General features: G+C 63.0%; 36 protein-coding genes, 1 pseudogene and 1 riboswitch. Of the genes and pseudogenes, 14 read left to right on the top strand and 23 right to left on the bottom strand.

What is annotated here, in order from left to right; translation table 11 throughout:
* The 4 genes and pseudogenes from A1351_RS22070 to thiC form a co-directional block, all read right to left on the bottom strand.
* Positions 1 to 166, bottom strand: a pseudogene (locus tag A1351_RS22070) (4-hydroxy-tetrahydrodipicolinate reductase); the annotation flags it as partial.
* Between the two features lie 107 nt (positions 167 to 273).
* Positions 274 to 816: a molybdopterin adenylyltransferase gene (mog, locus tag A1351_RS22065; RefSeq protein ID WP_018266195.1), complete on the bottom strand. Its 543-nt coding sequence runs from the start codon at positions 814 to 816 to the stop codon at positions 274 to 276.
* A gap of 377 nt (positions 817 to 1,193) precedes the next feature.
* Positions 1,194 to 1,436: a hypothetical protein gene (locus tag A1351_RS22060; protein WP_036308939.1), complete on the bottom strand. Its 243-nt coding sequence runs from the start codon at positions 1,434 to 1,436 to the stop codon at positions 1,194 to 1,196.
* A gap of 207 nt (positions 1,437 to 1,643) precedes the next feature.
* Positions 1,644 to 3,476 carry a phosphomethylpyrimidine synthase ThiC gene (thiC, locus tag A1351_RS22055; protein ID WP_024880553.1) on the bottom strand — a complete coding sequence of 611 codons (1,833 nt, stop codon included), beginning with the start codon at positions 3,474 to 3,476 and terminating at the stop codon, positions 1,644 to 1,646.
* Between the two features lie 73 nt (positions 3,477 to 3,549).
* A riboswitch (TPP riboswitch) is annotated at positions 3,550 to 3,650 on the bottom strand.
* Positions 3,651 to 3,945: 295 nt separating this feature from the next.
* Between thiC and A1351_RS22050 the strand changes: the two genes are divergently transcribed.
* Entirely contained in the window at positions 3,946 to 5,271 is a 1,326-nt protein-coding gene (locus A1351_RS22050) for an OmpP1/FadL family transporter (RefSeq protein ID WP_024880554.1), read from the top strand.
* 113 nt (positions 5,272 to 5,384) lie between these two features.
* Here A1351_RS22050 and A1351_RS22045 read toward each other — a convergent pair whose 3' ends face one another.
* The 19 genes from A1351_RS22045 to A1351_RS21965 form a co-directional block, all read right to left on the bottom strand.
* Entirely contained in the window at positions 5,385 to 6,476 is a 1,092-nt protein-coding gene (locus A1351_RS22045; protein WP_024880555.1) for an Mrp/NBP35 family ATP-binding protein, read from the bottom strand.
* A gap of 127 nt (positions 6,477 to 6,603) precedes the next feature.
* Complete coding sequence (locus A1351_RS22040) at positions 6,604 to 6,912, bottom strand: hypothetical protein (protein ID WP_024880556.1); 309 nt, start codon at positions 6,910 to 6,912, stop codon at positions 6,604 to 6,606.
* 372 nt (positions 6,913 to 7,284) lie between these two features.
* Complete coding sequence (locus A1351_RS24975) at positions 7,285 to 7,890, bottom strand: hypothetical protein (RefSeq protein ID WP_157096455.1); 606 nt, start codon at positions 7,888 to 7,890, stop codon at positions 7,285 to 7,287.
* Entirely contained in the window at positions 7,871 to 8,581 is a 711-nt protein-coding gene (locus A1351_RS22035; protein WP_157096453.1) for a hypothetical protein, read from the bottom strand. Before A1351_RS22035 ends, A1351_RS24975 begins: the two co-directional genes overlap by 20 nt.
* Positions 8,578 to 9,321, bottom strand: a complete 744-nt coding sequence (locus tag A1351_RS22030; RefSeq protein ID WP_064033946.1) for a hypothetical protein — start codon at positions 9,319 to 9,321, stop codon at positions 8,578 to 8,580. The genes A1351_RS22035 and A1351_RS22030 overlap by 4 nt, the downstream gene beginning before the upstream one ends.
* A gap of 329 nt (positions 9,322 to 9,650) precedes the next feature.
* The gene (locus A1351_RS22025; RefSeq protein ID WP_245291706.1) at positions 9,651 to 10,658 is read right to left on the bottom strand and encodes a tyrosine-type recombinase/integrase; all 1,008 of its coding nucleotides are present in this window, start codon (positions 10,656 to 10,658) and stop codon (positions 9,651 to 9,653) included.
* Between the two features lie 65 nt (positions 10,659 to 10,723).
* Complete coding sequence (locus tag A1351_RS24970; protein ID WP_157096451.1) at positions 10,724 to 11,056, bottom strand: AlpA family transcriptional regulator; 333 nt, start codon at positions 11,054 to 11,056, stop codon at positions 10,724 to 10,726.
* The gene (locus tag A1351_RS22020) at positions 11,053 to 11,394 is read right to left on the bottom strand and encodes a hypothetical protein (protein ID WP_064033944.1); all 342 of its coding nucleotides are present in this window, start codon (positions 11,392 to 11,394) and stop codon (positions 11,053 to 11,055) included. The genes A1351_RS24970 and A1351_RS22020 overlap by 4 nt, the downstream gene beginning before the upstream one ends.
* Positions 11,387 to 11,686, bottom strand: a complete 300-nt coding sequence (locus tag A1351_RS22015; RefSeq protein ID WP_064033943.1) for a hypothetical protein — start codon at positions 11,684 to 11,686, stop codon at positions 11,387 to 11,389. Before A1351_RS22015 ends, A1351_RS22020 begins: the two co-directional genes overlap by 8 nt.
* A gap of 2 nt (positions 11,687 to 11,688) precedes the next feature.
* The gene (locus tag A1351_RS22010; RefSeq protein ID WP_064033942.1) at positions 11,689 to 11,952 is read right to left on the bottom strand and encodes a hypothetical protein; all 264 of its coding nucleotides are present in this window, start codon (positions 11,950 to 11,952) and stop codon (positions 11,689 to 11,691) included.
* Between the two features lie 14 nt (positions 11,953 to 11,966).
* A complete protein-coding gene (gene ssb, locus A1351_RS22005) occupies positions 11,967 to 12,452 on the bottom strand; it encodes a single-stranded DNA-binding protein (RefSeq protein ID WP_064033941.1) in 486 nt (161 codons plus the stop codon).
* On the bottom strand, positions 12,452 to 12,688 hold the full coding sequence (locus A1351_RS22000; protein WP_064033940.1) for a response regulator transcription factor: 237 nt from the start codon (positions 12,686 to 12,688) through the stop codon (positions 12,452 to 12,454). The genes ssb and A1351_RS22000 overlap by 1 nt, the downstream gene beginning before the upstream one ends.
* Positions 12,685 to 13,095: a ProQ/FINO family protein gene (locus tag A1351_RS21995; protein ID WP_064033939.1), complete on the bottom strand. Its 411-nt coding sequence runs from the start codon at positions 13,093 to 13,095 to the stop codon at positions 12,685 to 12,687. Before A1351_RS21995 ends, A1351_RS22000 begins: the two co-directional genes overlap by 4 nt.
* A 3-nt stretch (positions 13,096 to 13,098) precedes the next feature.
* A complete protein-coding gene (locus A1351_RS21990) occupies positions 13,099 to 15,519 on the bottom strand; it encodes a ParB/RepB/Spo0J family partition protein (protein WP_064033938.1) in 2,421 nt (806 codons plus the stop codon).
* Between the two features lie 3 nt (positions 15,520 to 15,522).
* Positions 15,523 to 15,834 carry a LuxR C-terminal-related transcriptional regulator gene (locus tag A1351_RS21985; protein ID WP_064033937.1) on the bottom strand — a complete coding sequence of 104 codons (312 nt, stop codon included), beginning with the start codon at positions 15,832 to 15,834 and terminating at the stop codon, positions 15,523 to 15,525.
* 2 nt (positions 15,835 to 15,836) lie between these two features.
* Entirely contained in the window at positions 15,837 to 16,142 is a 306-nt protein-coding gene (locus tag A1351_RS21980) for a hypothetical protein (protein ID WP_064033936.1), read from the bottom strand.
* 1 nt (position 16,143) lies between these two features.
* On the bottom strand, positions 16,144 to 16,629 hold the full coding sequence (locus A1351_RS21975) for a hypothetical protein (RefSeq protein ID WP_064033935.1): 486 nt from the start codon (positions 16,627 to 16,629) through the stop codon (positions 16,144 to 16,146).
* On the bottom strand, positions 16,626 to 16,913 hold the full coding sequence (locus A1351_RS21970; protein WP_064033934.1) for a general stress protein: 288 nt from the start codon (positions 16,911 to 16,913) through the stop codon (positions 16,626 to 16,628). Before A1351_RS21970 ends, A1351_RS21975 begins: the two co-directional genes overlap by 4 nt.
* 177 nt (positions 16,914 to 17,090) lie before the next feature.
* Complete coding sequence (locus A1351_RS21965) at positions 17,091 to 17,492, bottom strand: helix-turn-helix transcriptional regulator (protein WP_064033933.1); 402 nt, start codon at positions 17,490 to 17,492, stop codon at positions 17,091 to 17,093.
* 93 nt (positions 17,493 to 17,585) lie between these two features.
* On the opposite strand from A1351_RS21965, the gene A1351_RS21960 reads away from it, so the two are divergent.
* From A1351_RS21960 to A1351_RS21900, 13 genes are all read left to right on the top strand, one after another.
* Positions 17,586 to 17,840, top strand: a complete 255-nt coding sequence (locus tag A1351_RS21960) for a helix-turn-helix domain-containing protein (protein ID WP_083967456.1) — start codon at positions 17,586 to 17,588, stop codon at positions 17,838 to 17,840.
* 82 nt (positions 17,841 to 17,922) lie between these two features.
* Entirely contained in the window at positions 17,923 to 18,291 is a 369-nt protein-coding gene (locus tag A1351_RS21955) for a hypothetical protein (RefSeq protein ID WP_064033931.1), read from the top strand.
* Between the two features lie 425 nt (positions 18,292 to 18,716).
* On the top strand, positions 18,717 to 19,064 hold the full coding sequence (locus tag A1351_RS21950; protein ID WP_157096449.1) for a hypothetical protein: 348 nt from the start codon (positions 18,717 to 18,719) through the stop codon (positions 19,062 to 19,064).
* Between the two features lie 3 nt (positions 19,065 to 19,067).
* Positions 19,068 to 19,610 carry a GcrA family cell cycle regulator gene (locus A1351_RS21945; protein ID WP_064033929.1) on the top strand — a complete coding sequence of 181 codons (543 nt, stop codon included), beginning with the start codon at positions 19,068 to 19,070 and terminating at the stop codon, positions 19,608 to 19,610.
* 4 nt (positions 19,611 to 19,614) lie between these two features.
* Complete coding sequence (locus A1351_RS21940; RefSeq protein ID WP_064033928.1) at positions 19,615 to 19,833, top strand: hypothetical protein; 219 nt, start codon at positions 19,615 to 19,617, stop codon at positions 19,831 to 19,833.
* Entirely contained in the window at positions 19,830 to 20,054 is a 225-nt protein-coding gene (locus tag A1351_RS21935; protein ID WP_157096447.1) for a hypothetical protein, read from the top strand. The genes A1351_RS21940 and A1351_RS21935 overlap by 4 nt, the downstream gene beginning before the upstream one ends.
* Positions 20,051 to 20,530 (top strand): hypothetical protein, encoded by a 480-nt coding sequence (locus tag A1351_RS21930; protein WP_083967455.1) that lies wholly within the window; start codon positions 20,051 to 20,053, stop codon positions 20,528 to 20,530. Before A1351_RS21935 ends, A1351_RS21930 begins: the two co-directional genes overlap by 4 nt.
* The gene (locus A1351_RS21925; protein ID WP_064033926.1) at positions 20,527 to 20,718 is read left to right on the top strand and encodes a hypothetical protein; all 192 of its coding nucleotides are present in this window, start codon (positions 20,527 to 20,529) and stop codon (positions 20,716 to 20,718) included. The genes A1351_RS21930 and A1351_RS21925 overlap by 4 nt, the downstream gene beginning before the upstream one ends.
* Positions 20,708 to 23,221, top strand: coding sequence for a DNA methyltransferase (locus tag A1351_RS21920; protein WP_245291705.1), 2,514 nt, complete (start codon positions 20,708 to 20,710; stop codon positions 23,219 to 23,221). Before A1351_RS21925 ends, A1351_RS21920 begins: the two co-directional genes overlap by 11 nt.
* Positions 23,218 to 23,697, top strand: coding sequence for a hypothetical protein (locus tag A1351_RS21915; protein ID WP_157096445.1), 480 nt, complete (start codon positions 23,218 to 23,220; stop codon positions 23,695 to 23,697). Before A1351_RS21920 ends, A1351_RS21915 begins: the two co-directional genes overlap by 4 nt.
* Complete coding sequence (locus A1351_RS21910; RefSeq protein ID WP_064033923.1) at positions 23,694 to 24,899, top strand: hypothetical protein; 1,206 nt, start codon at positions 23,694 to 23,696, stop codon at positions 24,897 to 24,899. Before A1351_RS21915 ends, A1351_RS21910 begins: the two co-directional genes overlap by 4 nt.
* On the top strand, positions 24,896 to 25,228 hold the full coding sequence (locus A1351_RS24965) for a hypothetical protein (RefSeq protein WP_064033922.1): 333 nt from the start codon (positions 24,896 to 24,898) through the stop codon (positions 25,226 to 25,228). Before A1351_RS21910 ends, A1351_RS24965 begins: the two co-directional genes overlap by 4 nt.
* A complete protein-coding gene (locus A1351_RS21900) occupies positions 25,225 to 26,850 on the top strand; it encodes a primase-helicase family protein (protein WP_064033921.1) in 1,626 nt (541 codons plus the stop codon). Before A1351_RS24965 ends, A1351_RS21900 begins: the two co-directional genes overlap by 4 nt.
* The last annotated feature ends 93 nt before the right edge of the window (positions 26,851 to 26,943 follow it).

Here is a 26,943-nt window from a genome sequence, read left to right as displayed (position 1 = left end):
TGGCGGGGCGCCCCGCCAGCAGGCCGGCGTCCTCTCCGAGGACTGGCGAATCGGCCGCTACGACCGCGCCAGTCAGCGCCACGCCTTTCGTCTCGCCGGCGGCGGCGATCAGCATCCGGCCCATGCGGCCGGCGGCGCCGACGACGACCAGCCGCACATCGCTCATGACGCTCGCCCCCTTTTGAATCCACGCGGCCTCACTCGAGCCGGCGGCCAGTCTATACAGCCCCGATGCGCGAATGAGAAGGGGAGCCGCCCCACCCGATCGGGCGGCTATTTGCCTTTCGGGCGGAAGGCGGCGACGCGCGCCGGATCGGTCTCTATATAGGCCGCTCCGATGAGATCTAGACAATAGGGCACGGCCGGCATCACCGCGTCGAGGCAGAGCTCTATGGCGGCCGGCTTTCCGGGCAGGTTGATGACGAGGCATTTGCCGCGATGCGCGGCCAATTGCCGCGACAATATCGCCGTCGGCGTCTGCGCCAGCGACACTTTGCGCATCAGCTCGCCGAAGCCCGGCAATTCGCGCGGCGCGGCGGCGAGCGTCGCCTCCGGCGTCAGATCGCGCGGCGACGGCCCCGTGCCGCCCGTGGTGACGACGAGATCGCAACCGATATTATCGGCGAGATCGATGAGCGTGTCGCGCACGCTCTCGAAGCCGTCGGGGATGAGGCGCCGCTCTATGCGGAACGGCGTGGTCAGCACCTTCTCGAAATAGGCGGCGATGGCCGGTCCGCTGATGTCCTCATAAACGCCGGCGCTGGCGCGGTCGGAGGCGGTGACGACGCCGATGACGGCTTGCTGTCTCTCAGTCATGCGCTGCACAATAGCGGGTCCGAGGCGCGAGACAACCGAAAGCTCCGTCGGCGACGACGAAGCCGGTTCTCGCATCGAAAGTGATGAAATCGAAATAAGGAGCGCGCCGTCGCCTTGCGAGCGCGCCGCTTCGTGGCTGACTTTTCTAGTGTCGAATGAGATCGTCGTCAGCGCATTGCGCGGCGCCGAAACGCGGCCACTGTCTGAAATTCATACACATAGCGGCGCGAGATATTCGCGCGGCGCATTCGATCGAAAACCGATCGAACGCCATTCGGCGGACGCCTCCTGGGCGCGCGAAATATCGCGCGCCCGGCGGCGTCACGATCGCGAATGCGGGAGCTGCTCCCGGCAGGACTCGCGTCGATCCGGAAGGATCACTCCTTCACCGAGGCCGGCTCGCAGCCGCACTTCTGATAGCAGGCGTCCTTGTCGGACTTGGCCTTCTCGATCGACGCCGGGGTCGAGGAGAAGCGATTCTTGATGGAGATATATTCGAAGTAGCACTTGTCGACGCAGACGCCCTTCGCATCTTCATCCTTGGTGTCGCAGCCGGCGAAAACCGGGCCGACCATGCCGAGCGACAGAGCAGCAGCCGTCACAATGGCGCGAATGTTCATTTGCCGTTTCCCTCTTTTGGACGTTGGAACATTAGTCCCTTATTTTGTTACAGGGCGCATCGTCCCGCGGGGCAAATAGGCTGTTTTCGCTGCGCCTGTCAATGTAATTGACATTTCGGTGTCGCGCCGAAAGCGCCTCGGGAAAAGCCTTGCTGCGACGCAAAAGGAGCTTTTCCCGAGGGTCGCCGAAAAAATCGCCCGCTCGCCTCACTCGGCGACGTAGATTTGCGCGCCCTTCTCCAAGAACTCGGCGCTCTTTTCCGCAAAACCCTTCTCTCGCTCGGCGATAGCGGCGGCCTCCTCGCGCAGATCGCGCGTGATCTGCATGGAGCAGAATTTCGGCCCGCACATGGAGCAGAAATGCGCGACCTTATGCGCCTCCTTGGGCAGCGTCTCGTCGTGATAGCGGCGCGCCGTGTCGGGATCGAGTCCAATGTCGAACTGATCCTCCCAACGGAAATCGAAACGCGCCCGGCTCATGGCGTTGTCGCGCTCTTGCGCCGCTGGATGGCCCTTGGCGAGATCGGCCGCATGCGCTGCAATGCGATAAGTGATGACGCCGGTCTTCACATCCTCGCGATCGGGCAGGCCGAGATGCTCCTTGGGCGTCACATAGCAGAGCATGGCCGTGCCGAACCAGCCGATCATCGCGGCGCCGATGGCGGAGGTGATGTGATCATAGCCGGGCGCTATGTCGGTGACGAGCGGCCCGAGCGTGTAGAAGGGCGCCTCGCCGCAATCGCGCAGCTGCTTTTCCATATTCACTTTGATCTTGTGCATCGGCACATGGCCGGGGCCTTCGATCATCACCTGACAGCCCTTGTCCCAGGCGATCTTGGTCAATTCGCCCAGCGTCTCCAGCTCGGCGAATTGCGCCGCGTCATTGGCGTCGGCGATGCAGCCCGGACGCAATCCGTCGCCGAGCGAGAAAGAGACGTCATAGCGGCGCATGATGTCGCAGATCTCGTCGAAGCGCTCATAGAGGAAGCTCTCCGAATGTCGCGAGAGGCACCAGCGCGCCATGATCGAGCCGCCGCGCGAGACGATGCCGGTCACGCGATCGGCTGTGAGCGGCACATGGGCGAGACGCACGCCGGCGTGAATGGTGAAGTAATCGACGCCCTGCTCCGCCTGCTCGATCAGCGTGTCCTTGAACACTTCCCAATCGAGCTTGGTGGCGTCGCCGCCCACCTTCTCCAGCGCCTGATAGATCGGCACTGTGCCGATCGGCACGGGCGCGTTGCGAATGATCCAGTCGCGGATGTTATGGATATTGCGGCCGGTGGAGAGATCCATCACCGTATCGGCGCCCCAGCGGATCGCCCACACCATCTTCTCCACCTCCTCGGCGACCGAGGAGGTGATGGCCGAATTGCCGATATTGGCGTTGACCTTCACCAGGAAATTGCGGCCGATGATCATCGGCTCGGCTTCCGGATGATTGATATTGGCGGGAATGATGGCGCGCCCGCGGGCGATCTCCTCGCGCACGAACTCCGGCGTCACGAAAGCCGGAAGCGCGGCGCCGAAGCCCTCCCCCGCCTCGATCCGCTCCCCCGCCTGCGCGAAGGCGCGCTCGCGGCAGAGATTCTCGCGATGCGCGACATAGATCATCTCCTCGGTGACAATTCCGGCGCGCGCGAATTCGAGCTGCGTCACCGGCGCCGAGCCGGCGGCGCGGCGAATGGCGCGCGGCGCGGGACAGGGCGGAACCAGCCGATCCTCGCCGACGAAGCCATTGTCCTCCGGCTTCACCGCGCGGCCGTCATAGGCCTCGAGCCCGGCGCGGCCGTCGAGCCAGCGCCGCGCCGCCGGCAGGCCGGCCGAAAGATCGGGCGCGAAATCGCCACAGCTATAAGGGCCGGAGGGATCATAGACGCGCAGAGGCGCGTCGCCGGCGGAGGGGTGAAGCGCGATCTCGCGGACGGGAACGCGAATGTCCTCGCGGCCGCGCGGCGCGGAATAGAGCTTGCGCGAGGCGCCGATCGGTCCGGTGGTCACGCTCTGGGGCGTCGTCGGGCGCTTGTCCTGCACGTTCATCGTCGCGCTCCATTGGTTCGGATGGATGGGCAGCGGGCGATGAAGTCGGGCGCGCCGTCCCGAAAGATCGGGCGACGCGTCCTGCTGGCCTTCCCTCGCGCCGGCATTACCCGGATCAGGTTCGATGGGTGCTTCTCAGCCGCTCCTCTCGGAGAGGCGCCCCTCGCCATGCCGTGATTTTATCCGTGGCCTCGGATCGCGGCAAGCCCGGCCGGCCGGGCCGGTCCCGAAAAAGCGGGGACTGATTTTTCGAGCGAAACCTGGACTCGCCGCTCGGCAGAAACCGCTGTTGCAAAAACGTGACAGGATCGGAAATATCGACCAGAGCCCGGGCGACGACGCTGTCGCACGCCGCCCGCTCTGATAGATTCTCGGGCAATAGTGAGTCGTAAGGTGCGAACGCCGCCGGGTTGCCGAGTGCTTCTAAATGGCGTGTGAACGGCGACCGATCTGGGCGGGGCAATAGATAATGAACGGATTTTACTGGCGTAATCTGGCCTCGGCGGCTGCGCTCACCGTCGCTTTGACGGCTCCGTCGCTGGCGGCGGACGGCTATTTTCTGATCGGCTATGGCCCGCGTCAGAAGGCGCTGGGGGGCGCCGGCGTCGCCGATTCGCGGGACGCCATGTCGCTGTCGGTCAATCCGGCCGGCCTCGTCGATCTCGAGCGCCAGATGCAGCTCGGCCTGACCGCCCTTCTGCCGGAGCGCGGCTATTCGACCGACGGCCTGCCCAAGGTGCTCGCGCCGGGCGACGTCCGCAGCGGGCGGCCGATCTTCCCCGTGCCGCATGACGCCTATGCCTCGCCGCTCGACGCCGACTCGGCCTGGGGCACGGCGTCCTACGCCAATGGCGGCATCAACACCTCTTTCGACTTCGGCCATTACCATTCGCCGCTCGGCGGGCCATTCGGCGGCGGCTATGCGGGCGTCGATCTCGAGCAGGCCTTCACCAGCATCGGCTATGCGCGCAAGTTCGGCGCGCTGTCGCTCGGCGTCGCGCCGACGATCGCGGTGCAGACCATCAATCTGCAGGGGCTGAAGACCTTCGCGCCCTATTCCTCCGACATGTATCGCCTGTCCGACAATGGATATGACTGGTCGTTCGGCGGCGGCGTGCGGCTCGGCCTGCAGTGGCGGGTGACGGATCAGTTCCGCATCGGCGTCGCAGGCTCGACGCCCATGTTCATGACCCGCTTCGGCAAATATTCGGGCCTCTTCGCCGACCATGGCAGCTTCGATATTCCGGCCAATATCACCGCCGGCCTCGCCTATGATCTGACGCCCGATCTGACCGTCATGGCCGACTGGCGCCACATCTTCTATTCGGGCGTATCGACCGTGAGCAATGCGAGCTTCCCGGTGCTGCTCCGCTCGCTCGGTTCGTCCGGCGGCCCCGGCTTCGGCTGGAAGGACACTGATTCGGCCTCGTTCGGCGTCGAGTGGCGCATGCAGCCGGGCCTCGCGCTGCGCGCCGGCTATCATTATGTGACCAATCCGATCCCGACCAATTCGGTGACGCTCAACATTCTCGCGCCGATCATCAACGCGCATCACGTCAGCGGCGGTCTCAGCTACGCCGTCACCAAGAATTCGACGCTCGACCTCGCCGTCGTCTACGCTTTCAAGAACAATGTGCGCGGCCCCGAGGCGCTGCCGCAGACGGCGGCGACGCCATTCGGCGCCTATAACCCCGCCGCCAATGTCAATATCTGGCTGCGCGGACTCGAGATTACTGTGGGCTGGAGCTATAAATTCGACCTCGGCGACAATTCGCTGATCCCGACCCATCTCTGACGCCATTCGCGTGAGGCGAGCCTCCGGGCTCGCCCGCGAAAAGCAAAGGCCGCGGCCCGCCAGACGGCGGCCGCGGCCTTTTCGCTTTTTTCAGCCCGGCCTTTTCACATTTCTCAGCCGATGACGATCTTCGGCGGGGCGCGGAGCGATTGAGTCTCCAGCAGGGTCTTCACCTTGGCGGCGAGCTCCTTGTAGATCGCCGCATGCGGGCCTTCCGGCGCGGAGGCGACGACCGGCGTGCCGGCGTCCGAGGTCTGGCGAATGGTGAGATCGAGCGGCACCTCGCCGAGGAAGGGCACGCCCAGCGCCTCGGCGTCCTTCCGCGCGCCGCCATGGGAGAAGATGTCGGTGCGGCCGCCGCAATGCGGGCAGAGGAAATAGCTCATATTCTCGATGATGCCGAGAATGGGCGTCGAGACCTTCTGGAACATGGCCACGCCGCGGCGCGCGTCGATCAGCGCCAGATCCTGCGGCGTCGAGACGACGACCGCGCCGGCGAGCGGCACCTGCTGCGCCATGGTCAGCTGCGCGTCGCCGGTGCCGGGCGGCATGTCGACGACGAGCGCGTCCAGCTCGCCCCAGGCGACCTCGCCCAGCATCTGGCCGAGCGCCTGCGCCACCATCGGCCCGCGCCAGACCATGGGCACATCCTCCTCGACGAGAAAGCCGATGGACATGATCTTGATCCCATAGGCCTCGAGCGGGATCATCTTATTGCCGACGACCTCAGGCTTGCCGCTGAGGCCGAACAGGCGCGGCGCCGAAGGGCCGTAGATATCCGCGTCGAGCAGGCCGACGCGCCAGCCCTGCGCCGCGAGGCCGAGCGCCAGATTGGCGGAGGTTGTCGATTTTCCGACGCCGCCTTTGCCCGAGGAAACCGCGACGATATATTTGATCTTCTCGAGCGCGGCGATGGTCTTGCGCTGCGGCGCCTGACCCGGAGGCGGCGCGGCGGGCGCCGGCGCCCTCTCCGCGGTCAAAGTCACGATCGCCGCCTCTATCCCCGGCACGGTCTTCACGGCGCCCTCCACGGCGACGCGCAGCACCTCGAGCTCCTTGGCCCGCGCCGGATCGCCGGTGAGCGAGACGAAGGCCTTGGCCCCCGACACATTGACTCCGCTGACGAGGCCGGCCGCGACAATCGATTTGCCGTCCGGACCGGCGACGCTCTCCAGCGCTTTCAAGACTGATGCTTCATCGGCCACTGTCTTCGCCCTTTCGCACGAACCCGCATCCGACGCCCTCACGAGGAGGGCGTCTTTTTGGAAGCGTTCTACGCAATCGGTATGCCGATATTCGGCCGATGCGTCTACGGGCTCGCGCGAAGGAGCGTCACGCCCGCTGCTTCTGAACGAGAGCGTTGCGGATGAGGCCGACGATGGCCGTGACGATGGCGCCCGAAACGCCGCCGCCGACGAGCTGTCCGGCGAAAACGGCGATATCGAAGCCATTGCCCGCCGCCCCGGCCAGCGCCGGAATGAGCGAGGTGAGGATGGAGCCGCCGCCCGCGCCGCCGAGCGCGCCGATGATGGCGTTAGCGATGGGGCCGAGATCGAAACTCTTATTGGCCTTAGCGACGCCTGAGCCGCCGGCCGCGCCGGCAAAGAGCTGGATGATGAGATTGATGAGCGTCTCGGACATGGGCTGCGCCTTTCGCTGACGGTTTACGACCGTAACGAACTCGCGCGTGACGACGAATTATCAACCCTGCCGACGCTGAGAGCGACGCTTGCCCGCATCGCGGGCGCCCGAAAGCCGTGAGCGCGGGCGCCGGCTTGCGGCGCCGTAACGGAACTTCGAAAGAAGATTGGTCGGAGTGGCGGGATTCGAACCCACGACCCCTTGTCCCCCAGGAGAGGAGGCGCGACACTATTAACCCGCCTATTATCAAATGATTATCATGCTATTTTATCAGGGCTGCGGGATTCTCTGTGGGATTTTAATCGGCCTTGACGCTCGGCCGACGCCGGCCTCCTGGCCAAGCAAACTCGGCAACGGCGAGCTGACATCCTATCACACTTCGCCTTTCTGCTGCAGCCGACCTAAATATGCAGCAAGCGCGGAGCATATTCTTATTCTAAGGCGACTGATAAGCTGTCCGAAAAGTGCAAAGCCAGACACTTGAGCGTCCGGTAGAGAGAATAATTGGGTCTGATGGAGCCCATGCACGTTATCGGTCAACCATAAAATGAACTGCTCCCTTTCTTGCTCTTCGTCCTTAACCCAACCTTGGAAGGTTAGATCAGAATGTGCTGGATCATCATCATTTGGAGTAAAATTAACACCTGTCGTTAAAGTATCTAGGTATATTTTTTTCAGATCGGCAACGGGCGCATACATTACTCCGCTAAAAGTCTTCGTGCCACCGCCGGCTGCAGTTGCTTTTTTGCAGAAGAGGTTCGCATGATCTTCGATTTGCAGAACAGAGCCCGCGCGAGATCGAAGTCGGCCTGAAAGCTCTCGCTCCCACGGCCTTCTTTTTGTGGGATCTGGCGCAGAAATCGCCTTTCCACCGAATGCAGAATGATGGATACGGCCTTTTCTGATATGATTGTCTTGGGTTATTATGCGAAACCAGACATCGCCATCCGGCCCCGGGTCACCGTCTTTTAATGGCATCGGACCTACCGCTTAGCCCAGAAAACAGATCCCTAAGGACCTGCTGTGTAGAGGAATTAAAGCCACTCCCCGGAAGCCTCCCGAACTCACCGTTCCTGAACTTCCAGTACGCCCGCCATTCCTCGCCCGGCCCGATATCAAAGAAGAGCTTGGCCAAACCATCATTATCCAATACCCATTCGAGACCGATTGACCCATCTCCGGCCGGCGCAATATCTGGGTCTCCGAACGTCCGAGGCATGACACCGAGAAGCGATCGCGCATATCGCAGCGTTTGTGGAGTAACCGGGTCGGCATCATAACCGTCCCAATTTCGTTCGCTATACCGTTCGTAGCCCGCAAGCGCATCCATCGCCGTTTGAACCCGGCGTTGCGCCAAAGATGACGAGCTTATCGTAGGCCGGACCACGGAGGTGAGGGGTAGCCTGCCGCCATCGTCGTAAACAATCGAAAAACCAGCAAATATCGCCATTGCGGGCGCGGTAACCGCCATGGTCCTCGTCATTCGCTCAGCACTGCATGATAGCGCCTTGATGGCCGTGGCTGGACTCCCATCAATCACTTTTATTTTAAGCGTCTTTGGGTCCACATTTCCGCGGGATAAAACCTGTGCATCTTCGCAAAGGAAGACTGGATCAACTCGCGGAGCAAGCGCGGTCCCCGCGGAATTAATCATCAATTCTGCGGTCACGGCAATTCGCCTTCTTTCGCATTCTCAAACGCGAGCTGAACGAGCTCCCTATATATCAAGGGGACACTATCCCGGTCAAACGGCTCAGATCGTTGCGCGTCGGTGCTGTGGTCAAGCTCCAACCGGACGACAAACATCGGTGCTGTTTCTATGGTCGAATTCGTAAAATCGATTGCCAACTGAACGCGAACCTCTAGGACAGACCATTGGGTAATACGATTGATAACTAGATTTTCTACCGTGTCACTTTTCAACGGCCAATTGACACGAAATATTACCTCCGCCATCCGTTCAGGATCGCCCTTCACAGACTTCAAAGAACCGAGCAAATACCTATAGGCTTGTTCGCGGCTTTCGCATCTTCCGAGGAGGACAGCCCCAAATGCTATACGGCTGATTGAAACATCTGAATTAGTCACCCACGTTGCGGTGTCTTCTACAAACGATTCACATACACTTGGCCAAGCACCCACCGAAGGAATGTAGTTCTCCTCTATGGCATCAGGCGTTGGGAAACGGGGCGTCACGATGCAGTCTGATCTGTTCCCAGAAGCCGACAGGTTAAGGATAGCGTTACGGTAGGGTCCGGTCATTGTGCGCCGGCCAAGAGCCTTCTTTTGAGTCTCCGCTTCGTCCTGTCCCGTGATTTTCGTCCAATCAGCGTTGGATATATCAATCGTATGAGTCGAGAATAGGGAGACGCGCAGGGTCTCCACGATCCAATCCATAGCCATTTTCATTTCCCCGATCCTAGCGATCAGATCGCTCGGTTCTGGACGCCTACCGAAGCAGTTTATCCGTGTTATAGGGCCGATGCGAGCATAACAAGGCTATTTCAGAAAAGGGCACGCCAACGAAAAAAGCTCGAATAGCGCGGGAGAAAAATATGCCGGCTTCGGCGTCAAGCAGAACCGCGTCCTTCAGGATCTCTCATTCGACGATCATACCGCTTTAAGATGTGTAGCAGCAGCGTCGGTGTGGAGCGGGGACCGTCGCGCCAGAGCGCCGCCGGGCAGGTCGTCGCCGGCTCCGCGGCTCCCCGGCTACGAATTTCCTTTGGATCAAATATCTATGTTTCGCATCCTCCCGCTGTGCGGGACCTTTTGCGGGATTTTTTGCGGGATTTCGAGGCGGCTTCCATGCCGGCGGCGACTTCCTCGTCCAGCACATGGGCGTAGCGCGTCGTGGTCTCGATCTTCGAATGGTGGAGCGCTCTCTGGACGAGCTTGAGATTGCGCGTCTCGCGGAGGAGCTTAGTCGCGAAATCATGGCGTAGGTCGTGGAAGCGGAGGTCGGCCGGCAGGGACGGGCCGTCCCCTCGCGGGCGCTTCGAGCGCCGCCATAGGGTTTTCAGACCAGAGGGGGTTATCGGAAGGCGGGCGCCCTTGGCGTGGCCTTTCTGCCCTTTTTTCTCGCGTTTGGCACGGGCGGCCGCGTAAGTGAAAACATACTTGGTCGGATTGGCCATCTCCGCCATTAATATGGCGCGCATCTCCGAGGTAATCGGATGGTCGATCGGCTTGCCGCCCTTGCCAATCGTCAGGATCCGGCCGGCGATGAGGTCGACCTGGTCCTTGCGGAGCAGACATTCGGTCATTCGTAGGCCGGAGGCGCGGGCGAATTCGACAAGTGGGCGGTAGTCGGCCCGAATCGCATCCTCGAGCGCATCCTCCTCCCCTGCCCGCACCTCGCGGACGCGCTCGGTCGTCTCCGGCAGGAGATGCTGGCGCCATTTCGGCTCGCGAGGGAAAGATCGGCTCCAAAAATTTCGGGCGCGGTTGAAGAGTTTTTGCAGGACCTCGACCGTCGAGCGATTGACCGTCGCCGGCGAGATGAGCGGCGCCGGGATGGTCTTGCCCTTTTGCGCCGGGTCCGCGATCTTGCGCCGGCCCTTGACCGTCTGGGCGCGCCGCCAGGCGACGAGCTTGGCGATGTCGTCGTCGGAGATCTCGTCGAGGCGCTTGTCCTCGCCGAAATAATCGCGCAATCGCTCGAGATTGGTGAGGGTGGTGAGCGAGGCCGCATGGTGCTGGCCGACCTCTTCCCAATAACGGCCGACCGCGACCCGCAATGTCATCGGCGCGCCTTCGAGGCTCTTTTCGGCCTCGATCGTGGCGCGCGCCTCGATCTTTTTGATTTCTTCTATTTTTTTCGCTTCTCGGCCATTAGTCGCGCCCGTACTTCCCGTAAATCGACGACCTGAGACTTGGAAGTCGTAGCTGTAGACCGTTTGGCCTTGCCTTTTGAAGACTGACATTTCGGCGCCTCGAACTGCTTTCTAGAGCGCGCAAAAGCCTCGATATCCGCAGGATCGAAGGCGCAACGCTTGCGCTTCGCGCCGCGTCCGATCGGAATTTTGGGGATCGAACCATCCTGGACGAAGCCGAGCAAGGTCTTTTTCGAGACGCAGAGCCGCATGGCCGCTTCCTCGGCGGAGATCAGGGCGAAGGTCGGGGATTGGTCCGCGATCGTCATCGATGGACCCTCAAATAGATAGTGGCGGAGCCGCGGAGATCATCCTCCGTGGCGCCGATCAGCTCCGCGAGGGCTTTACGGCTGGCGGCCGCATGCTCGCGCAATCCGGCTTTTTCGCTCTTCGCAAAGCCCTTTGAATAAGCCTGTGCGCCCCGGACAGAGACGACGTCGAGAAAATCGAATATCTGCGCGACACGGCGTAAATCGCCCTCCTTGAGCCAGACGCCGCCGACGCGGTCCGGCCGAGCCCACCGCGCTGACGGCGCAGGCGCGTCGCCGGTCTCCGAGATATATTTGTCGGCGATGCGCTTCGCGTGAGCGCTAGCGCGGTCACCCATCGTCCCGACCTCCTCGCGTCATAACCGCTTCCATCGCGCGCGTGCGCTGCGATTCCACAATGCGCAGGAAGCTCTGCGCTCCATCGAAGAGCGGACCGACGATCGCATCCGTCTCGCGGCGCACGGGGCTTTTCCAAAGCGTCGGATCTATGATCGGTCCGATGCTGTCCATCGATTCTCGTTCGCGCTGATAGGCCGCGAAGAGACCGGCGTGCGGGCGCAGCAGCTCGGCGGCCTCACGGATCGTATTCGTCGCCGCATGGAGGGCGGCTCTCGCTTCCTCTTGCGTCATGCCTATTCCCCATCATGCTCGATGATGTTGGCGAGGCGATTGTCCGCCGGGCCGGAAAGGAACATCCAAGGATGTCCCTCGACGGCGGCGCGCACGGTCTCGCCGGTGACCTTAAAGCTCGCGGCGACATCGCCGACAGTCGTCGGCAGCGGCTGAAGCAGCGACCAGATTTGAATCGCATTGGCGAGTTCTTCGAGCGAAAGGCCGTCGCCGCCGGCGCCGAAGTCGGAGATGTCGTGAATATGGATCGACTGCGAATTGGGCATGGCTCGATCTCCGTTCAGAAAGGAATGTCGTCGTCGATCTGCTGCGAGGTCGGCGCGCGCGGCGTATCGCCCATGGACATGCGCCGATCGTCATGCGCGGGCCGGCTGCTCTCGCGGCCGTAGTCGCTCTCATCGGGAGCCGAGCGCTCGGCGCGGTCGAGCAGCGCCAGCTCGCCGCGGAAGGCCTTCAGCAGGATCTCTGTGACCTTGCGCTCGACGCCATCCTTGTCAGTGTAGGAACGCGTCGCGAGCTGGCCTTCGAGATAGCAGAGCGAGCCTTTGCGAAGATATTGCTCCGCGATCTTGCCGAGCGGCTCATTGTAGACGACGACATTGTGCCATTCGGTGCGCTGGCGGCGCTCGCCGCTGTCTCTGTCCCGCCAGCTCTCGCTGGTCGCGAGCGAGAAAATCACCACGCGCGATCCTGCGCCGGTCGTGCGCGTCTCAGGATCGCGGCCGAGATGGCCGATGAGAATGACCTTGTTGACGGAGCCGGCCATCAAGCAGCCTCCCGCCGGGCGCGCCAAGCCTCGACGGCCTCGCTCATCGAGCGCGCCGACAGCTTGTCGAAAATCGTGCTGAGACGATTGTGGATTGTCCCTTCGCGCAGGGCGAGCGCGGAGGCGATGTCCTTGCGCGTCATGCCTTCCGCTGCGAGGCCCATGACCTGATCTTCCGCCGGCGTCAGCCGATCGGCAGGATTCGTCCCCGGGAAACAAAGCCCCTTCTTGCTCATATCTCCTCGCCCTTTTCTTGCGCCGGGCTCGCGCACGCGGCGGCATTCTTGCGAAAAACGGCCATTCGAAACGCGGCCTGGTCGGCCTCCGCCGCGCTGACTTGGCCCGCCGGCTCGCCGTCGAGGCCGATGCGCTGGGCGCCGGCGGTGAGGTTGCGGCAATAGGTCGGGCCGGATGCGTAGTCGCGTAGCGCGGCGACGAGCGCGATCGGCGGCAGCTCCGGCATGGCGAGCTGCACGTCGTGACCTATGCCGATCTTCAGCGGCGGCTTGTTCGCGCCCCTGCCCCGAAATGCGAGCGGAAATCGCTCGCAGAGAATTCTGCGCACATGTCGCGCGTGGACAGCGAGGCGACGCTCGCGGCGATCGGCGACGGCGCCCGGCGGGAATGAGACTGCGTCCGGCATGGCTTACCTCGCCGCCGCGGCGGCGCGCGAAGGCTTCAGCGCGAGGCCGAGATAATAGATTCCATCCTTCTGGCGCTGCTTCTCGACGCCCAGCGTTTTGAGCAGCATGCCGATCTCGTTTATCGAGACTTCCTCGCCTTGCGTGGCGAGATAGGCTTCGCGCAATTCGCTCGCCTTGAGGCGCGCGCCGTCGACCGCTTCGACATTGGTCGAAAGGAAGCGCGCGAGCACGGGCGCGGAATAATGCGCGGGCGATTGGCCGATGCGGATGGTCCAGCCTTTCTCGGCTTGGTCATGCGCTGATGCGATGCGCTCGCCCGGATCACGACCATCACTCGCGTCACGAGCGGGCGTGGCGGATTTTTCCGCGACGCCGCCCGGATCATTATGGCCAGCCGCGTCATCAGCATCCGCGGTCGGCGCATGCGCGTCGTCGCCAGATGCCGCCAGATGTAGATTTTCCCCGGTCGATTCCTCCTCGAGCAAGCGAACATCGCCAATCTCCTCCTCGTCATCGCCGGCCTCATCGGCCTCGATCGCCTCGGCCATCGCCTGCGCCGTCGAGCGCGTGTCCTTCGGCCGGGCGCGCGTCGCATCGGCGAGCATGTCGGGAAGCCAATGGCGGTCCTTGGCGCTCAAAGCGGCGCGCTGGACGATGTCGTCTTTCTTCAGCTTGCGCGCTTCGATGGCGGCGGCTTCGCCCTCGATCTCCAATATTGCGGCGAGCGCGTGATTCTTGCTCTCGGCCTTGAAATAGGCCTCGCGATCGAGCGCGCGATCGAGTGCGGCGGAGATGTCCGAGAAACGCGAGGCGACGCCGATCATCAGCCGCGGCAGATCGATATTCTTCGAGCGGGCGGAGGAGATGAAGCCGCCGGTCAACTCGGCGAGCGCGCCGGGAACGAGGCTCGGATCGTCGAGCTGCGCGGCGCAGCAGCTGTAGAGCGCCTGCTCGAAAGGCTGATCCTTGATCTTGCGCAGCAGCGCGTTGCGCGGCTGGTCGCCAAAATGGATAGTCGAGCCCTTGCCGCCATAGCCGTGCGAAAGATCGAGCGTGTCGGCGCCATAGCGGCAACCGAGCGCGGCGGTCAGATAGACGAGCGCGAGGCTGACGCTGCGGCCGGTGACGTCGGCGAGGGCCTTGTCCATCGCCTCGTCCAGCACGGCGCGCAAGGCTTTGGCGGGCGGCTCCGGCAAAGGCGGCATAGCGCCCGGCTCTGCGGCGATCGTCTCCAATCTCGGCGTGGCGAGCGGTCGCGAAGCCGCGCACGGTTCCGTATCCTCGTCCTCGTCCGGCGCACGCTCATCGCCGGCGGTCTCGCGAAAGATGACGCCGCGCTCGATGATCACGCGGCCGGAGCCGCGATGAAGACTGAGATAGATTCCTTGCTCGGCGCGTTCCTCGGCGGGAATCGAGCGCAGAATGGCCAGAGCTTCGATCTGCTCTACCTCGTCCTGCGCGGCCGCGCGCTGGTCCTGCGGGAGAGCCTCGATCTCGTCGAGGCGCTTCAGCTCATCCTCGGTGTAATCGCCATCGCTCGCGTCGAAGGCGAAATTCGCATCGTTCCAGCGATGCTGGTCCTTATGCTCGTAGCAAGACCAACCCCAGCCTTCCGCCGCGACGATCGCCGCGCCTATCGCTTCGAGCTTCTCCTCGGCGAGACGCTTCAGCAGCGGGCCGTCGAGAAACCAGCTGTGACCTTCGAGCAGCTGCTCGTCGAGCTCGCCGCCGGCGGATGCATAGGCCTCTTTGCCGACGAAGGCGGCGAGATAATTCGTCTCGCGCACGGACTCGCCCCGCAAATGCTCGGCGATTTCTTCCGCGTCGACATAGGCGAAGAGATCGCCGCCGTCGCATTGATGCTCCAGCTCGGCGAGCTCGCGCTCTTGATCCTCATGGCTGGCGCTGGCGGCGAAGGCGCACGCCTGCTCGGCGCTGAGCTTTCCGCTGCGCCAATAGTCGCGCACCTTCGGGCAGAGGCGGCCGAGCCGCAGGCGATCCTTCACAAAGCGCAGGCTCTTGCCGGTCTTGCGCGCGATCTCGTCGTCGCTGAGAAAAAACGCATTGCGCAAGCGCACGAGCTGCTCGAACTCGCTCACCGGATGCAAGTCGCGACGCTGCAGGAAGGAGACGAGGCTGACCTCGGCCGCCTGCTCGTCCGAGCCCTCGAAAATTTCGCAGGGGACCGGACAATCGACGCCGATGTCGCCATGCTCGACCAACGACGCCAGCGCCTGAAAGCGCCGGCCGCCGTCGAGCGCGACCGTCTTGCCGTCCTCGACGCGCAGCAGCAGCCGGTCGATGACGCCATGTTCGCGGATTGAGGCGGCCAGCTCGGCGATCTCCTCCGGCGCGGCCGGCTCGTCGCGGCGGGCGTTGAAACGCGAGACGCCCGCGATCTTGTGCAGGGGCAGCGTGTTCATGGCTCAGGCTCCGGGCTCGGCGTTAAGATCGGCGCTGGATGTCTTTGCGATCGGCGCGGCGGATTCGATTATTCTCGCCGCTTCTCTGTTCAGCTCCTCGCTCAACACGATGGAAGCGCGCGTCTTGCTGATGTTCTTGCCGATCTTCAGCTTGATATGCAGGACATGCGTCTCGACCGTCCTGTTGCTGATGCCGATGATTGTGGCGATCTCCTTGTTGAGCAGACCTTTGGCCATATGGACGGCGACCTGGCGCTCGCGCGGCGTCAGCTTGTCGAGGATGCGCTCGGAGGTGGGAGGCTGTTGCGTTTCCATGCTCAGACCTCCTGTGCGCGCGGCGTGGCCGCATTGGAGAGCGTGAGGAAATCTCCGCCCAGCTCCAGGATCGCCTTGTCGCGGCGTGCTGCGATTTTCATGCGAGCGCGCGGCGGCAGGTTGCGCGGCGGGCGCAGCGCGATGAGGCGCGTCAGATGGAATCGCAGATCGTGAATATTGCTACGATTCCGGGCGACGCGCGCCTCGCGCAGATCGCGCCAGAGCACGTCATCGAGATCGACGATGACGCTGCGCTGCGCGTCGACGATGGGTTGAGAAGTGGGATCGGAAACGACGATTGGGAGCATTTCAGCCTCCGAGAGAAAGAAAAGCGGTCAGAGCGAGTGAGGTGACAGCGCCGAGCGCGGCGCCACAGCAGAGGGCCAGCAGGCCGAGCGGCATGGTCGCCGCGACAGTCGGCGTCGCGGCGAGCGGATCGGGATCGAAGACGAGAAAATCCGGCTCTGCGGCAATGAGCGGATCGGCCATCGCAGCGGCGAGCATTTCGGCGCGGCGCAATTGCAGGCGACGCGCACATATTGCGGCGGCGTGATTGCAGGCGATATCGAGATAGGACTGGATGATATGCTCGGGCCAGCCGAGCGCGGCGAGCGCCTGCGGCGACAGTTCCTCATGCGCCTCGAAGAGATCGGTGATGTCCTCGGCGAGACGACAGGTGACGAGCAGAGGATCGACCATTTCTGCGCGCGTCTGCGGCCAGCGCGCCGCGTTCCAAAGCTCCGCGAGAGAGGCTGGTCCGAGCGTGGAGGCCGAGGCGGGCGCAGCATCGATCATGCGCGGGCGCTCGCCTTCTTATGGCTGGCGACGCCGCCCTTCTTGCCGGCGGCGGAGGCGAGCGCCGGATCGCGCGAGAAGCTGCGCTTCTCCGGCGCGACGGAGGTTCCACCCTTGCGGCCCGCGGCGGCGGCAAGATCGGGATTTTGCGAGAAGCTCCTCTTCTCCGCGGGAACGGCGCTGCCGCCGCGACGGGCGATCTCGCGCTGCTTCTCGGGGGCTACGCAGGCGAAGCCGCGTCGGGATTTTGTAGGAGATGAAGGGAATTCGTCCGAACAGCGCATTTTGAAACTCCATCGCGAGGTGCGATGGAGTGAGTGTTTCGTATCAGGAAACTAATGTCAACTGCTTAGATTCCTGATACGAAATTTTTGAGCGCGATACATCCCCTATCGGCAAAAAGAGAATCTCAATCAAAATGCGTAACGCGGCACAGATAGTGCGGCGTTCGGATCGCAGTATCAGCGGTCCTTTTTTCTAGATCCGAATTTGTTTACGGTTTCCGTTTGGTCGTCCGATTTCGTGATCAGATCTCTGATGTCATCACGAGGGAACGCAGCACGCAGGACGTCGACCATTCTCGAAAGCTCCTCGTCTCGACGGTTTTGGAAAAAGTGGGTCAACCAATCATCGAGAGGGTGACGAAATAAGGAGATTGGGTCGGTGTTGAGTAGCACCGCAAGCCGTTTTACATTGTCTTCACCGGGCAGATCGCCTGAGCACCATTTCGAGACCGTGCCCTTGCTAATGCCAAGTTCGCGGCAAACGTCAGCCTGCTTTAGCCCGCGGTGGTCGATCCACTCCTCGATATAATGGAGCCTGTCGCGGCGGTCATCTTCGTGAATGGTCAGTGGTTTTCTCATGTTGGGATTATAGGAAACGGGTGAACACGAGTCGTTGCACCTAAAGGAAACTTTCCGCTTGCAAAATGTTTCGTGATATGAAACTTTTTAGGAATGGAACATCCGCTACGCACTTTTCGGCGCGCAAATAAGATCACCCTCGAGCAACTTGGGGCGCGGGTGGGCGCGACCAAGGGATTTTTGAGCAAGATCGAGAGCAAACGACAGCTTCCTTCGATGGCTCTGGCCGCGAAGATCTCGGAAGCGACCAATGGCGCCGTGACTCCGAATGATTTGATTTCTCCACCTGCGGCAGATCAGTCGGCTCACATCGTCTCCGCCATTCAATCCGAAGGAGCCGACGCATGAGCGGGCGTCTCATCGATCTTCTCGCTTTTCTCGCCGCCTGCGCGGCGGCGATCGTCGCCGACGATATCGAAGGCTTGCGCTCGTGAGCGGGCGCGTCGCCGCACGGGCGGCGAAGCTGGGGACGCTGATCTCCGTCGGCCCCTGGCGCAATTGCGAGACCGGCGAGGAGACGGGCGATCTCATCATCCTGTTCGAGGTCGACGGCAAGGTCGGCCGAATGCGGCTCGCGGATTCCTGCGCCGCCACGCTCGCCGACGCGATCGGACCGGTGCGCGCGACGATCGCCGATAGGCGCAAGCGCGCCGCCGAGGCGGCGGAGAAATCGAAGCTTCGCGCGGCCAGTGGAGCGGCTCGCGCGGAGGGCGGACGGGATCATGTCGATCGCGATCTGGCGTCCGCTTCCCCGACGGCCCGCGGGGATACGTCCCCGCGGGCATGCGCGGAGGGATGAATTCGCGCGAGAGCGCAGTTTGACGTGTCCGAACGTCGGGCTTCGGTTCGACGGTAAACGGTCCCCGCCTGGCGTCTCTAAACGAGTCATCGGGAAAAGGGGTCGCCAGCCGCTCCGGCGGCAACCGCATTCGGCCGCGGGGGCACCGTTCCAATTCGCGCGACAGCGCGTCCTGAAAGGTGGGCGGATTTGATCGTGGCTGCAACGCCTTCGTCTCGTGGAGCAACGATCCGACCGCTGGGGCCGGCCTGACAAGCCGGCCCCGGACGGTCGTGAAGAGAAACATCGGCTTCGCCGCCTGTGCTTGGCGGCCTCGCGGCGAAGCGGAAGGTGCAAGGTCTCGTCTCATCTCCATCGTGCTCTCTCCCATGAGAAGGAGTGGAGCACGGATCGGAATGATGAAACATCATCTGGCGGATGATAAAATGTCAGTCGTCGCATTGGACGAGGCGGCCCGTAGGTGGGCCGGCGAGCTGGAAGAGAGAGAGGCGCGGCGCTCGGGCGTCTCGCGTCTGCAGGCACGGCGCATCGTCGCTCGCCGCACGGGCCTCGCGCCCGGCACTCTCGAGAACATCAAAAATCGCCGGACCAAGGGCGTGCGCGGCTGGGTGCTCGGCGTTCTTCAAGCTGCTTATGTCCGAGAGATCGAGAATGAAATCGCCCGCCTCTCCCATGAGCTGGACATGGCTCGCCTCGGCGTCCTGGCGTCTGACGACGGCGAAATTCAAGAGATGGAAGCGCAGCGCGCGTCGCTGCGCGAGCTGGTGGGCTGAGCGATGGCGGATGCTGCGCTCGCGCCGAAATCAAAATGGCTCGCGCATGACGCGGAGCTGAAGCGGCTCTGGCTCGACGGCGTGACTGCGTCCGAGATCGCCGCGCGGCTGGGCTCGGGCATTTCCAAGAATGGCGTTATCGGAAGGCTGCGAGATATCGGCCTCATCGGCAAAGGCGTCGGGCGCGCCACGCGATCAAAACCGGGGCGCGTGAAGGCGGCAAAGGCCCCTACCCCCTCGCCTGCGCAAAAGGAATTGGCCATAGCGCCGGCGCCGGAGACGGAGACGGAATGGCCGTTCGCCGAGGCGGTCGTAAATGCTCGTGCGATCGTCGAGGCGGCGCGCGCGGAACCGCCGATCGCCAGCGGCGGAATAACCATCCTGCAGCTGCGCAACGGGCTCTGCCGATATCCGCTGGGCGATCCGCGCGCCGAGGATTTTTGCTATTGCGGCGCGCCGACGCGGCGTCCGCTCTATTGCGAGGCGCATCATGCGATCAGCTTCCGGCCGCCGGAGCCGCGCAGGTCCCGCGGCAAAGGGCGGTGACGCGATGACCGATCTCTTCGGCTCCTCACCATCCGTCGCGACGCCGCAGGATCCCGTCGCGACAGCGACGCGCGGCGGCGTCGTCAACGTCGATGGACGTAAGCGCATCGTGCATCGCTGCTTCGTCTGCAACTCCGATCTCGCGCCCTTCGGCCGAGGATCGGCATTTCGCGTCGAAGAAATGGTGTGGGCGTGCCGTGAGCATAGAGGGGAGCTCGGATGAGCAATCTGCAAAAGGCAAGAGCGCGCAGTAAGCGCGAAATGCTCTCCCAATTGTTCGAGCAAGGCTATCTCTTCATCTGCGATGTCGCGGCGCATCACGAGCTGCGCAAAGTTCTCGCCGGGCTGCGCGCCGAGGGCCGTGAGATTTTGACCTATCTGCGCGACAGCGGCCGAACGGCGATCCTCGCCAAGCGCGCGCGGGCTTCCCGGAGGCGGGCATGAAATATGATGAGATAGAGCGTCTCGGCGCGCTGCTGCGCGCGGGCGCGCCGATCGAGGGCGATGAGATCGAAGCGTTTCGCCAGTGCCTGCTCGATAGCGGATGGTGCGATTCGACGGTTGCGCGGGAATATATGGCGATCGCCGCGATGATCCTCGCCCGGCTGACGGAGGCGCCGCAGCGTCTGCCCGATCGGCGCGCCGGCGAGGCCTTCGAATTCGAGTTCGAAGGCACGCAATTTTCTTGCACGCTCGGGTTTTATCCCGACGGCCGCCTCGGCGAGATATTTCTCAATGGGCTGAAGCTCGATAATGCGCAGGATATCTATGCGCGCGATCTCGGCATAGCGCTCTCGATCGGGCTGCGTCATCGCGCGCCTTTCGATCTGCTGCGCAAGGCGATGACGCGCGCGGCCGGCGGCAAGCCGCAAGGCCTCGGCGGCTTCATTCTCGATGTTATCGCGGAGCATGGGCAATGAGCCGCAGCGGCGCGCAACAAATAAAGGCCGATCTGGCGCGCGCATGGATCGAAGTGCCGCACTGGGTTCCGCCGCGGTGGGAGCTGGACTATCTCGCCATCGCCGAGCGTGACGGCGAAGAGGCTGCGGCCGCCGTCATGCGCCGCCGCCTGCGTGATGCTTCCGCGGAGGCGCGCCATGGCCGATGATCCCTATCTCGATTTTTTGCGCGCGAAGATCAGGCTCGCGCCGAAGAGCGGCTTCGAAGTGCGCGACGAGGATCTCTCGCCTGCGCTGCTCGGCCACCAGGGCGCGTTGGTCAAATGGGCGGCGCGCGGCGGCAGGCGCGCCATATTCGCGCGCTTCGGCCTCGGCAAGAGCGTCATGCAGATCGAACTGCTGCGGCTGCTGCTGAAGGAATTCGGCGGACGTGGGCTCATCGTCGCGCCCTATGGCGTGCATCGCGACATTATTCTCGACGCGCGCGAGAAGCTCGGCGTCGAGATCAAGAAGATCAGCCGCATCGAAGATTGCGAGGCCGAAGGACTCCATCTGACCAATTACGAGCCGGTGCGCGACGGCAAGCTCGATCCGAATGAATTTCTCGCCGTCAGCCTCGACGAGGCGAGCGTGCTGCGCTCTTTCGGCTCCAAGACCTATCAGACGTTTTTGACGCTGTTCGATCGCGTGCGCTTTCGCTTCGTGGCGACGGCGACGCCCTCGCCCAATCGCTATAAGGAGCTCATTCATTACGCCGGCTTTCTCGGCGTGATGGATACGGGCCAGGCGCTCACGCGATTTTTCCAACGCGATTCGACGCGCGCCAATCAGCTGACGCTCTATCCGCATAAGGAGCGGGAATTCTGGCTGTGGGTGTCGAGCTGGGCGGTGTTTTTGGAGAAGCCGTCCGATCTCGGCTTCTCCGACGAGGGTTATGATCTACCGCCCTTCGAGCTCGTCGCGCATGAGGTCTCGACCAAGGTCGACGGCTATCGCTTCGAGCGCAATGGCCAGGGCCAGATGTTCGGCGACGCCGCCGGCGATCTCGGCGAGGCCGCGCGGGCGCGGCGCGCCAGTCTGGCCGCGCGCATCGCCAAGACGGCGCAGATCGTCGCCGAGGCGCAGCAAGATCATTTTTTGCTGTGGCACGATCTCGAGGATGAGCGAAAGGCGCTGGAGAAGGCGTTGCCGGAGGTCGTCTCCGTCTATGGCGGACAGGCGATGAATGTGCGCGACGACATTATGCAGCGCTTCGCCGACGGCAATCTGAAGCGGCTGGCCGCGAAGCCGATCATGCTCGGCTCCGGGCCGAACATGCAGCACCATTGCCATCGCGCCGTCTTCTGCGGCGTCTCTCACAAGTTCAACGATTTCATTCAAGCCGTGCATCGCATTCAACGCTTCCAGCAAAAGAAGCGCGTGCGCATAGACGTCGTCTACGCCGATACGGAACGGCAGGTCTATCGCGATCTAATGGCGAAGTGGAAGCGCGACGGCGAGCTGAGGGCGACCATGACCGAGATCATTCATAAATATGGCTTGAACGATGTCGCGATGAACGAGACGCTGGCGCGCACGATCGGCGTCGAGAGGATCGAGGCTTCGGGAGAAGGATGGCAGGTCGCGAATAATGACACGGTCGATGAGGCGCGGCGGCTGGGTGAGAATTCTCTCGATCTGATCGTGACCTCCATCCCCTTCGCCAATCATTATGAATATACGCCGAGCTACAATGACTTCGGCCATACCGACGACAATACGCATTTCTGGCAGCAGATGGATTTTCTCACGCCAGAGCTGCTGCGCGCTCTGAAGCCGGGACGCATCGCAGCCATTCATGTGAAGGATCGCGTGCTATTCGGCAATGTGACCGGCGAAGGCGTGCCGACGATCTCGCCTTTCCACGCAGAGACGATCTTTCATTACAAGCGCCATGGGTTTCAATTCATGGCGATGATCACCGTCGTCACCGATGTCGTGCGTGAGAATAATCAGACCTATCGTCTCGGCTATTCGGAGATGCTGAAGGACGGGACGAAGATGGGCGTCGGCTCGCCCGAGTATGTGGTCATCATGCGCAAGCCGCAGAGCGACCGCTCGCGAGGCTATGCCGATGTTCCGGTGGCGCGCGAGCGCGACGGCGGCTCCGCGTCGCTGGCGCGCTGGCAGGTGGATGCGCATGCGTTCTGGCGCTCCTCCGGAGATCGTCTCGCGACGCCGGAGGAGCTGGCTCATGTCGATCCCGGCTCGCTGGCCAAGTTGTTCACGCAATGGAGCCTCGCGCGCGTCTATGATTATGAGACACATGTGCGGATCGGCGAGGAGCTGGAGGCGCGCGGCGCCCTGCCCTCGACCTTCATGGCGCTGGCGCCGGGCTCGCACAGCGCGGATGTGTGGCACGACGTCAATCGTATGCGGACGCTCAATGGCGCGCAGAGCGCGAGCGGACGCGAGCAGCATGTCTGCCCGCTGCAATTCGACATCGTCGATCGCTTGATCCAGCGCTACAGCCGCGAGGGCGAGCTGGTCTATGATCCGTTCGGCGGTCTCTTCACTGTGCCGTTTCGCGCGCTGCATTTGAAGCGGCGCGGGCGCGCCGTCGAGCTCTCCGACAAATATTTCTTCGACGGGATCAAATATCTGCAGGCGGCCGAGCGACAGATCGGCGCGCCGACGATGTTCGATCTGCTGGATAGCGGAGCGGCGGCGTGATGAAAGCGCTCACCATCTGGCAGCCATGGTGCTCGCTGATCATCGTCGGCGCGAAGCCCTATGAGTTTCGCAGCTGGGAGGCTCCTCGCTCGGTGGTCGGGCAGCGCATCGCGCTCCATGCCGGCGCGCGCAAGGTCAAGCGGGAGGAGATCGCCAATCTCATCCTTCGGCTGAAAGGGGATAACCGCTGGACTACCGGATTGCGGCCGGAGATCGCGTTGCCGTTCCTCGAAAAGTGGCATGCGCATCCGGGATCGCTGCCATTGTCCTGCATTTTGGGAACTGCGCTCCTCGGCGCGCCGCGCCGCGCCGGGCATATTGCGCACGAGTTCGGCGGCGCGTTCATAAATGACTCCGAGCGCGACGAATACGCCAATTTCGCATGGCCGATGCTCGACCTGCGCGTCTCGAATGATCTGCGGCCGGTGAAAGGCGCGCAGGGCTTTTTCAACTGCGACTATTCGGAGGCGGCGTGAGCGACGTCGATTTCGAGGATTGGATCGTGGAGGCGAGGCGCGTGAAGGTCGCGGATTTCTGCCGTCGGCGCTCGATCAAGATCCTGCCCGGCGATCAGGGCCAGCCCTGCCCCGGCTGCGGCGGCGTCGATCGCTTCTCGGTCAATCTGAAAAAGAACAAATGGTATTGCCGCAAGAGCGGGACTGGCGGCGATGCCCTCGCGCTCGCCATGCATATAGATGGCACGGATTTCATCGCCGCCTGCGAGACGCTGACCGGACGGCCGCCGCCGGGGCGCGCGGCGGCGGAGAGCGCGGCCGAGCGGTGCGAGCGCGAAGAGCGCCTGGCGCGAGAGGCGCGCGAGCGGGCGGAAGAAGAGGCGCGCCAGGCGCGCGTCGCGGAACAGTTTCGCGAGGATGAGCGGCGGCGCGCCTGGAAGATATGGCGGCGCGCTGTTCCGCCACAGGGGACGCTGGTCGAGGCTTATCTCGCGCACCGCGGGCTATCGCTGCCTATCGGCGCGCGGCTGAAATTCGCGGAACGTCTCGCCCTTTGGGATAAGCCGGGCGGCGCGATCGTCCATGAGGGGCCGGCCATGGTGGCGGCGATCATAAGGCCGGACGGCCGCTTCGGCGGCGTGCATCAGACGTGGATCGATCTTTCGACCGAGAAGGGCAAGGCGGCGATCGTCGACGCGAAGGGCAAAGAGCTGCCGTCCAAGAAGGTGCGCGGCTCGAAGAAGGGCGGCTCCATTCTGCTGCGGCCGTCCGCCGGCGCGCCGCGGCGCCTGATGATCGGCGAGGGAATCGAGACGGTGATCTCCGTCCTCGACGCGCTCGCCGAGCGCGGCTCGCCGCTGCTCGAGGGCGCGGAGTTCCGCAGCTCCGTCGATCTCGACAATCTCTGCGGCAAGGCGAAGGGCCGCGTGCGCCATCCGACGGAAACAGCGCCTGATGCTCTGGGGCGCGCGAGAGCGGTTTTCGTCGGCTCGGCCGAGGTCGATTTCGAGAATGATTGGCCGCTGATCGATGTGCCTGCGAGCGTCGAAGAGCTGTTTCTGCTCGGCGACGGCGACAGCGAGGCTTTCGCGACCAGGCTGAAGATGGAGCGCGCGGGGAAGCGCTTTTCCGCGGCGCATCCGCAGCTCGCGATCTATCTCGCGATGAGCCGCGCTGGCGATGATTTCAACAAGATGAGAATGACGGGGAGGGTCGCGGCGTGACGGAAGAGCTATCGCCCGCAGTGCGGGATATCATCGCGGAACGGCGACGACAGGTCGACATCGAAGGCTGGACCCCAGCACATGACGATAAGCATATCGATCGGTCTCTTGCTATGGCCGCCGCGAGTTATGCAATTCCACCGAACCGCCGTGAAATGAAATTTCATTTGCACGATCGCGCCCGCCCCATGGTTCCCGCCACATGGCCTATTTCTTGGTCGCCATCATGGTGGAAGCCGAAAAGCCACCGGCGCGATCTCATCCGCGCTGGCGCGCTCATCGTCGCAGAGATCGAACGTCTCGATCGTGAGGCGGCCGCAGCGATATGACATCCTCCGACGAGATCGTTCGCATTGTCGAGACGGCGGAAATTCTCGCCTTTCCGCGGGGCGCGAAATCCAGCGACGGGTCTCCCTCCTCGGGGGGAGATGCGCCGCCGCGCGAGCCGCCGGAAGAGCCTCCAGAGCCGCCGCCGCCATCCGACGATGATGGCGATGATGGCGACGGCAGCGTCATCGATCGGCTGAACAGCGAATTCGCCTTCGTGCTGATCGGCAGCCGCGCGATCGTCATTCGAACGCAGCCGGAAGCGCCGCCCGAGGATCGGCTGCGCATGCTCTCGCTCGACGCCTTCAAGGCCTATATGCACAATCGCGGCGCTTCCGTGCCGCGCCGCAAGCGACAGGATGACGGCACATGGGAGACGGTGCGTGTCTTCGTGAAGCTCGGACCTTATTGGCTCGGCCATAAGGAGCGTTTGACCTATGTCGGAATAGAGTTTTGGCCCAATCCCGACGAAGTTGAAGGAACGCCCGGCTATATCAATCTCTATCGCGGTTTTTCGATCGCGCCGGATCGCGTCACGCCGAAAGCGGAAAGATGGAAACGCTATAAGATTTTCCGAGATCACCTCATCAATAATATCTGTCTCGGCGACACGATTCATTTCGACTGGATTTGGCATTGGCTGGCGCATCTGCTGCAACGGCCGCGCGAGCGCGTCGGCACGGCGATCGTGCTGCGGGGATTGCAGGGCGTCGGCAAGAGCACGATCGGCGATGTGATCGGCAAGATGATCGCAGCGCATTACTTCCTCGTCGATGATCAGCGCTATGTGATCGGCAATTTCAACGCGCATATGGCGAGCTGCCTGCTGCTGCAGGTCGACGAGGGCGTCTGGGCCGGCGACAAGGGGGCCGAAGGTCGGCTCAAAGGCCTCGTCACGGCGCCCAAGCAGATGATCGAGGCGAAGGGCGTCGATCCGATCAGGCTCAATAATTATGTGCGGCTGATCTTCACATCGAACAGCGATTGGGTGGTGCCGGCGGGGATGGACGAGCGGCGTTTCGCCGTCTTCGACGTCGGCGCCGGAGTGAAGGAAAACCACGGCTATTTCGCCGAAATGTGGAAGGAGCTTGAGAGCGGCGGCTTGGAGGCGCTGCTCGCCGATCTCTTGGATTGCGAGCTGGATGCGCCAGGCTCGCCGAATTTGCGATCGATCCCGCGCACAGAGGCGCTGCTCGAGCAAAAGATAAGATCGCTCGATCCGATCGCCGCCTGGTGGCTGGCGCGGCTCGAGAATGGAACGCAGACGCATCGCGCGGCCGCATGGCGCGCGCGCGTGCCGATCGTGACCTTGTTCAATGATTATCTGCGCAGCACGGAACGCATCGGCGTGCGGCGAAAGGCGGCCGAGACGGAATTCGGCATTCGCATGAAGCGTCTCCTCCCAAACATGGCCAGGGTGAAATCGCTCGAAGAAGTCGAGGCGATCGGCGAAGACGGGCGGCCTCTCGTCCAGTCGAAGCGCGTCTATTGCTGGGTTTTTCCGCCCCTCGCCGAATGCCGCGCCGCCTTCGAGGCGCAGATCGGGCAGTCCTATCAATGGGGCGACGATGACGGCTCGCCGCCGGCCGGCGATGGAAGCATGGAGGCGGATACGGCGCTGTAGCGTCCCACCTGTCCCACCTCGCCGCGTTTATCGACGGAGGTGGGACATATGCAAGTTTCTGAATTTGTGGGAAGTGTCCCACCTGTCCCACCT

Source organism: Methylosinus sp. R-45379 (genome assembly GCF_001644125.1).
Lineage (GTDB): Bacteria > Pseudomonadota > Alphaproteobacteria > Rhizobiales > Beijerinckiaceae > Methylosinus.
The sequence above is the reverse complement of the archived record's forward strand: the minus strand, read 5'-3'. Positions and strand labels throughout refer to the sequence as shown.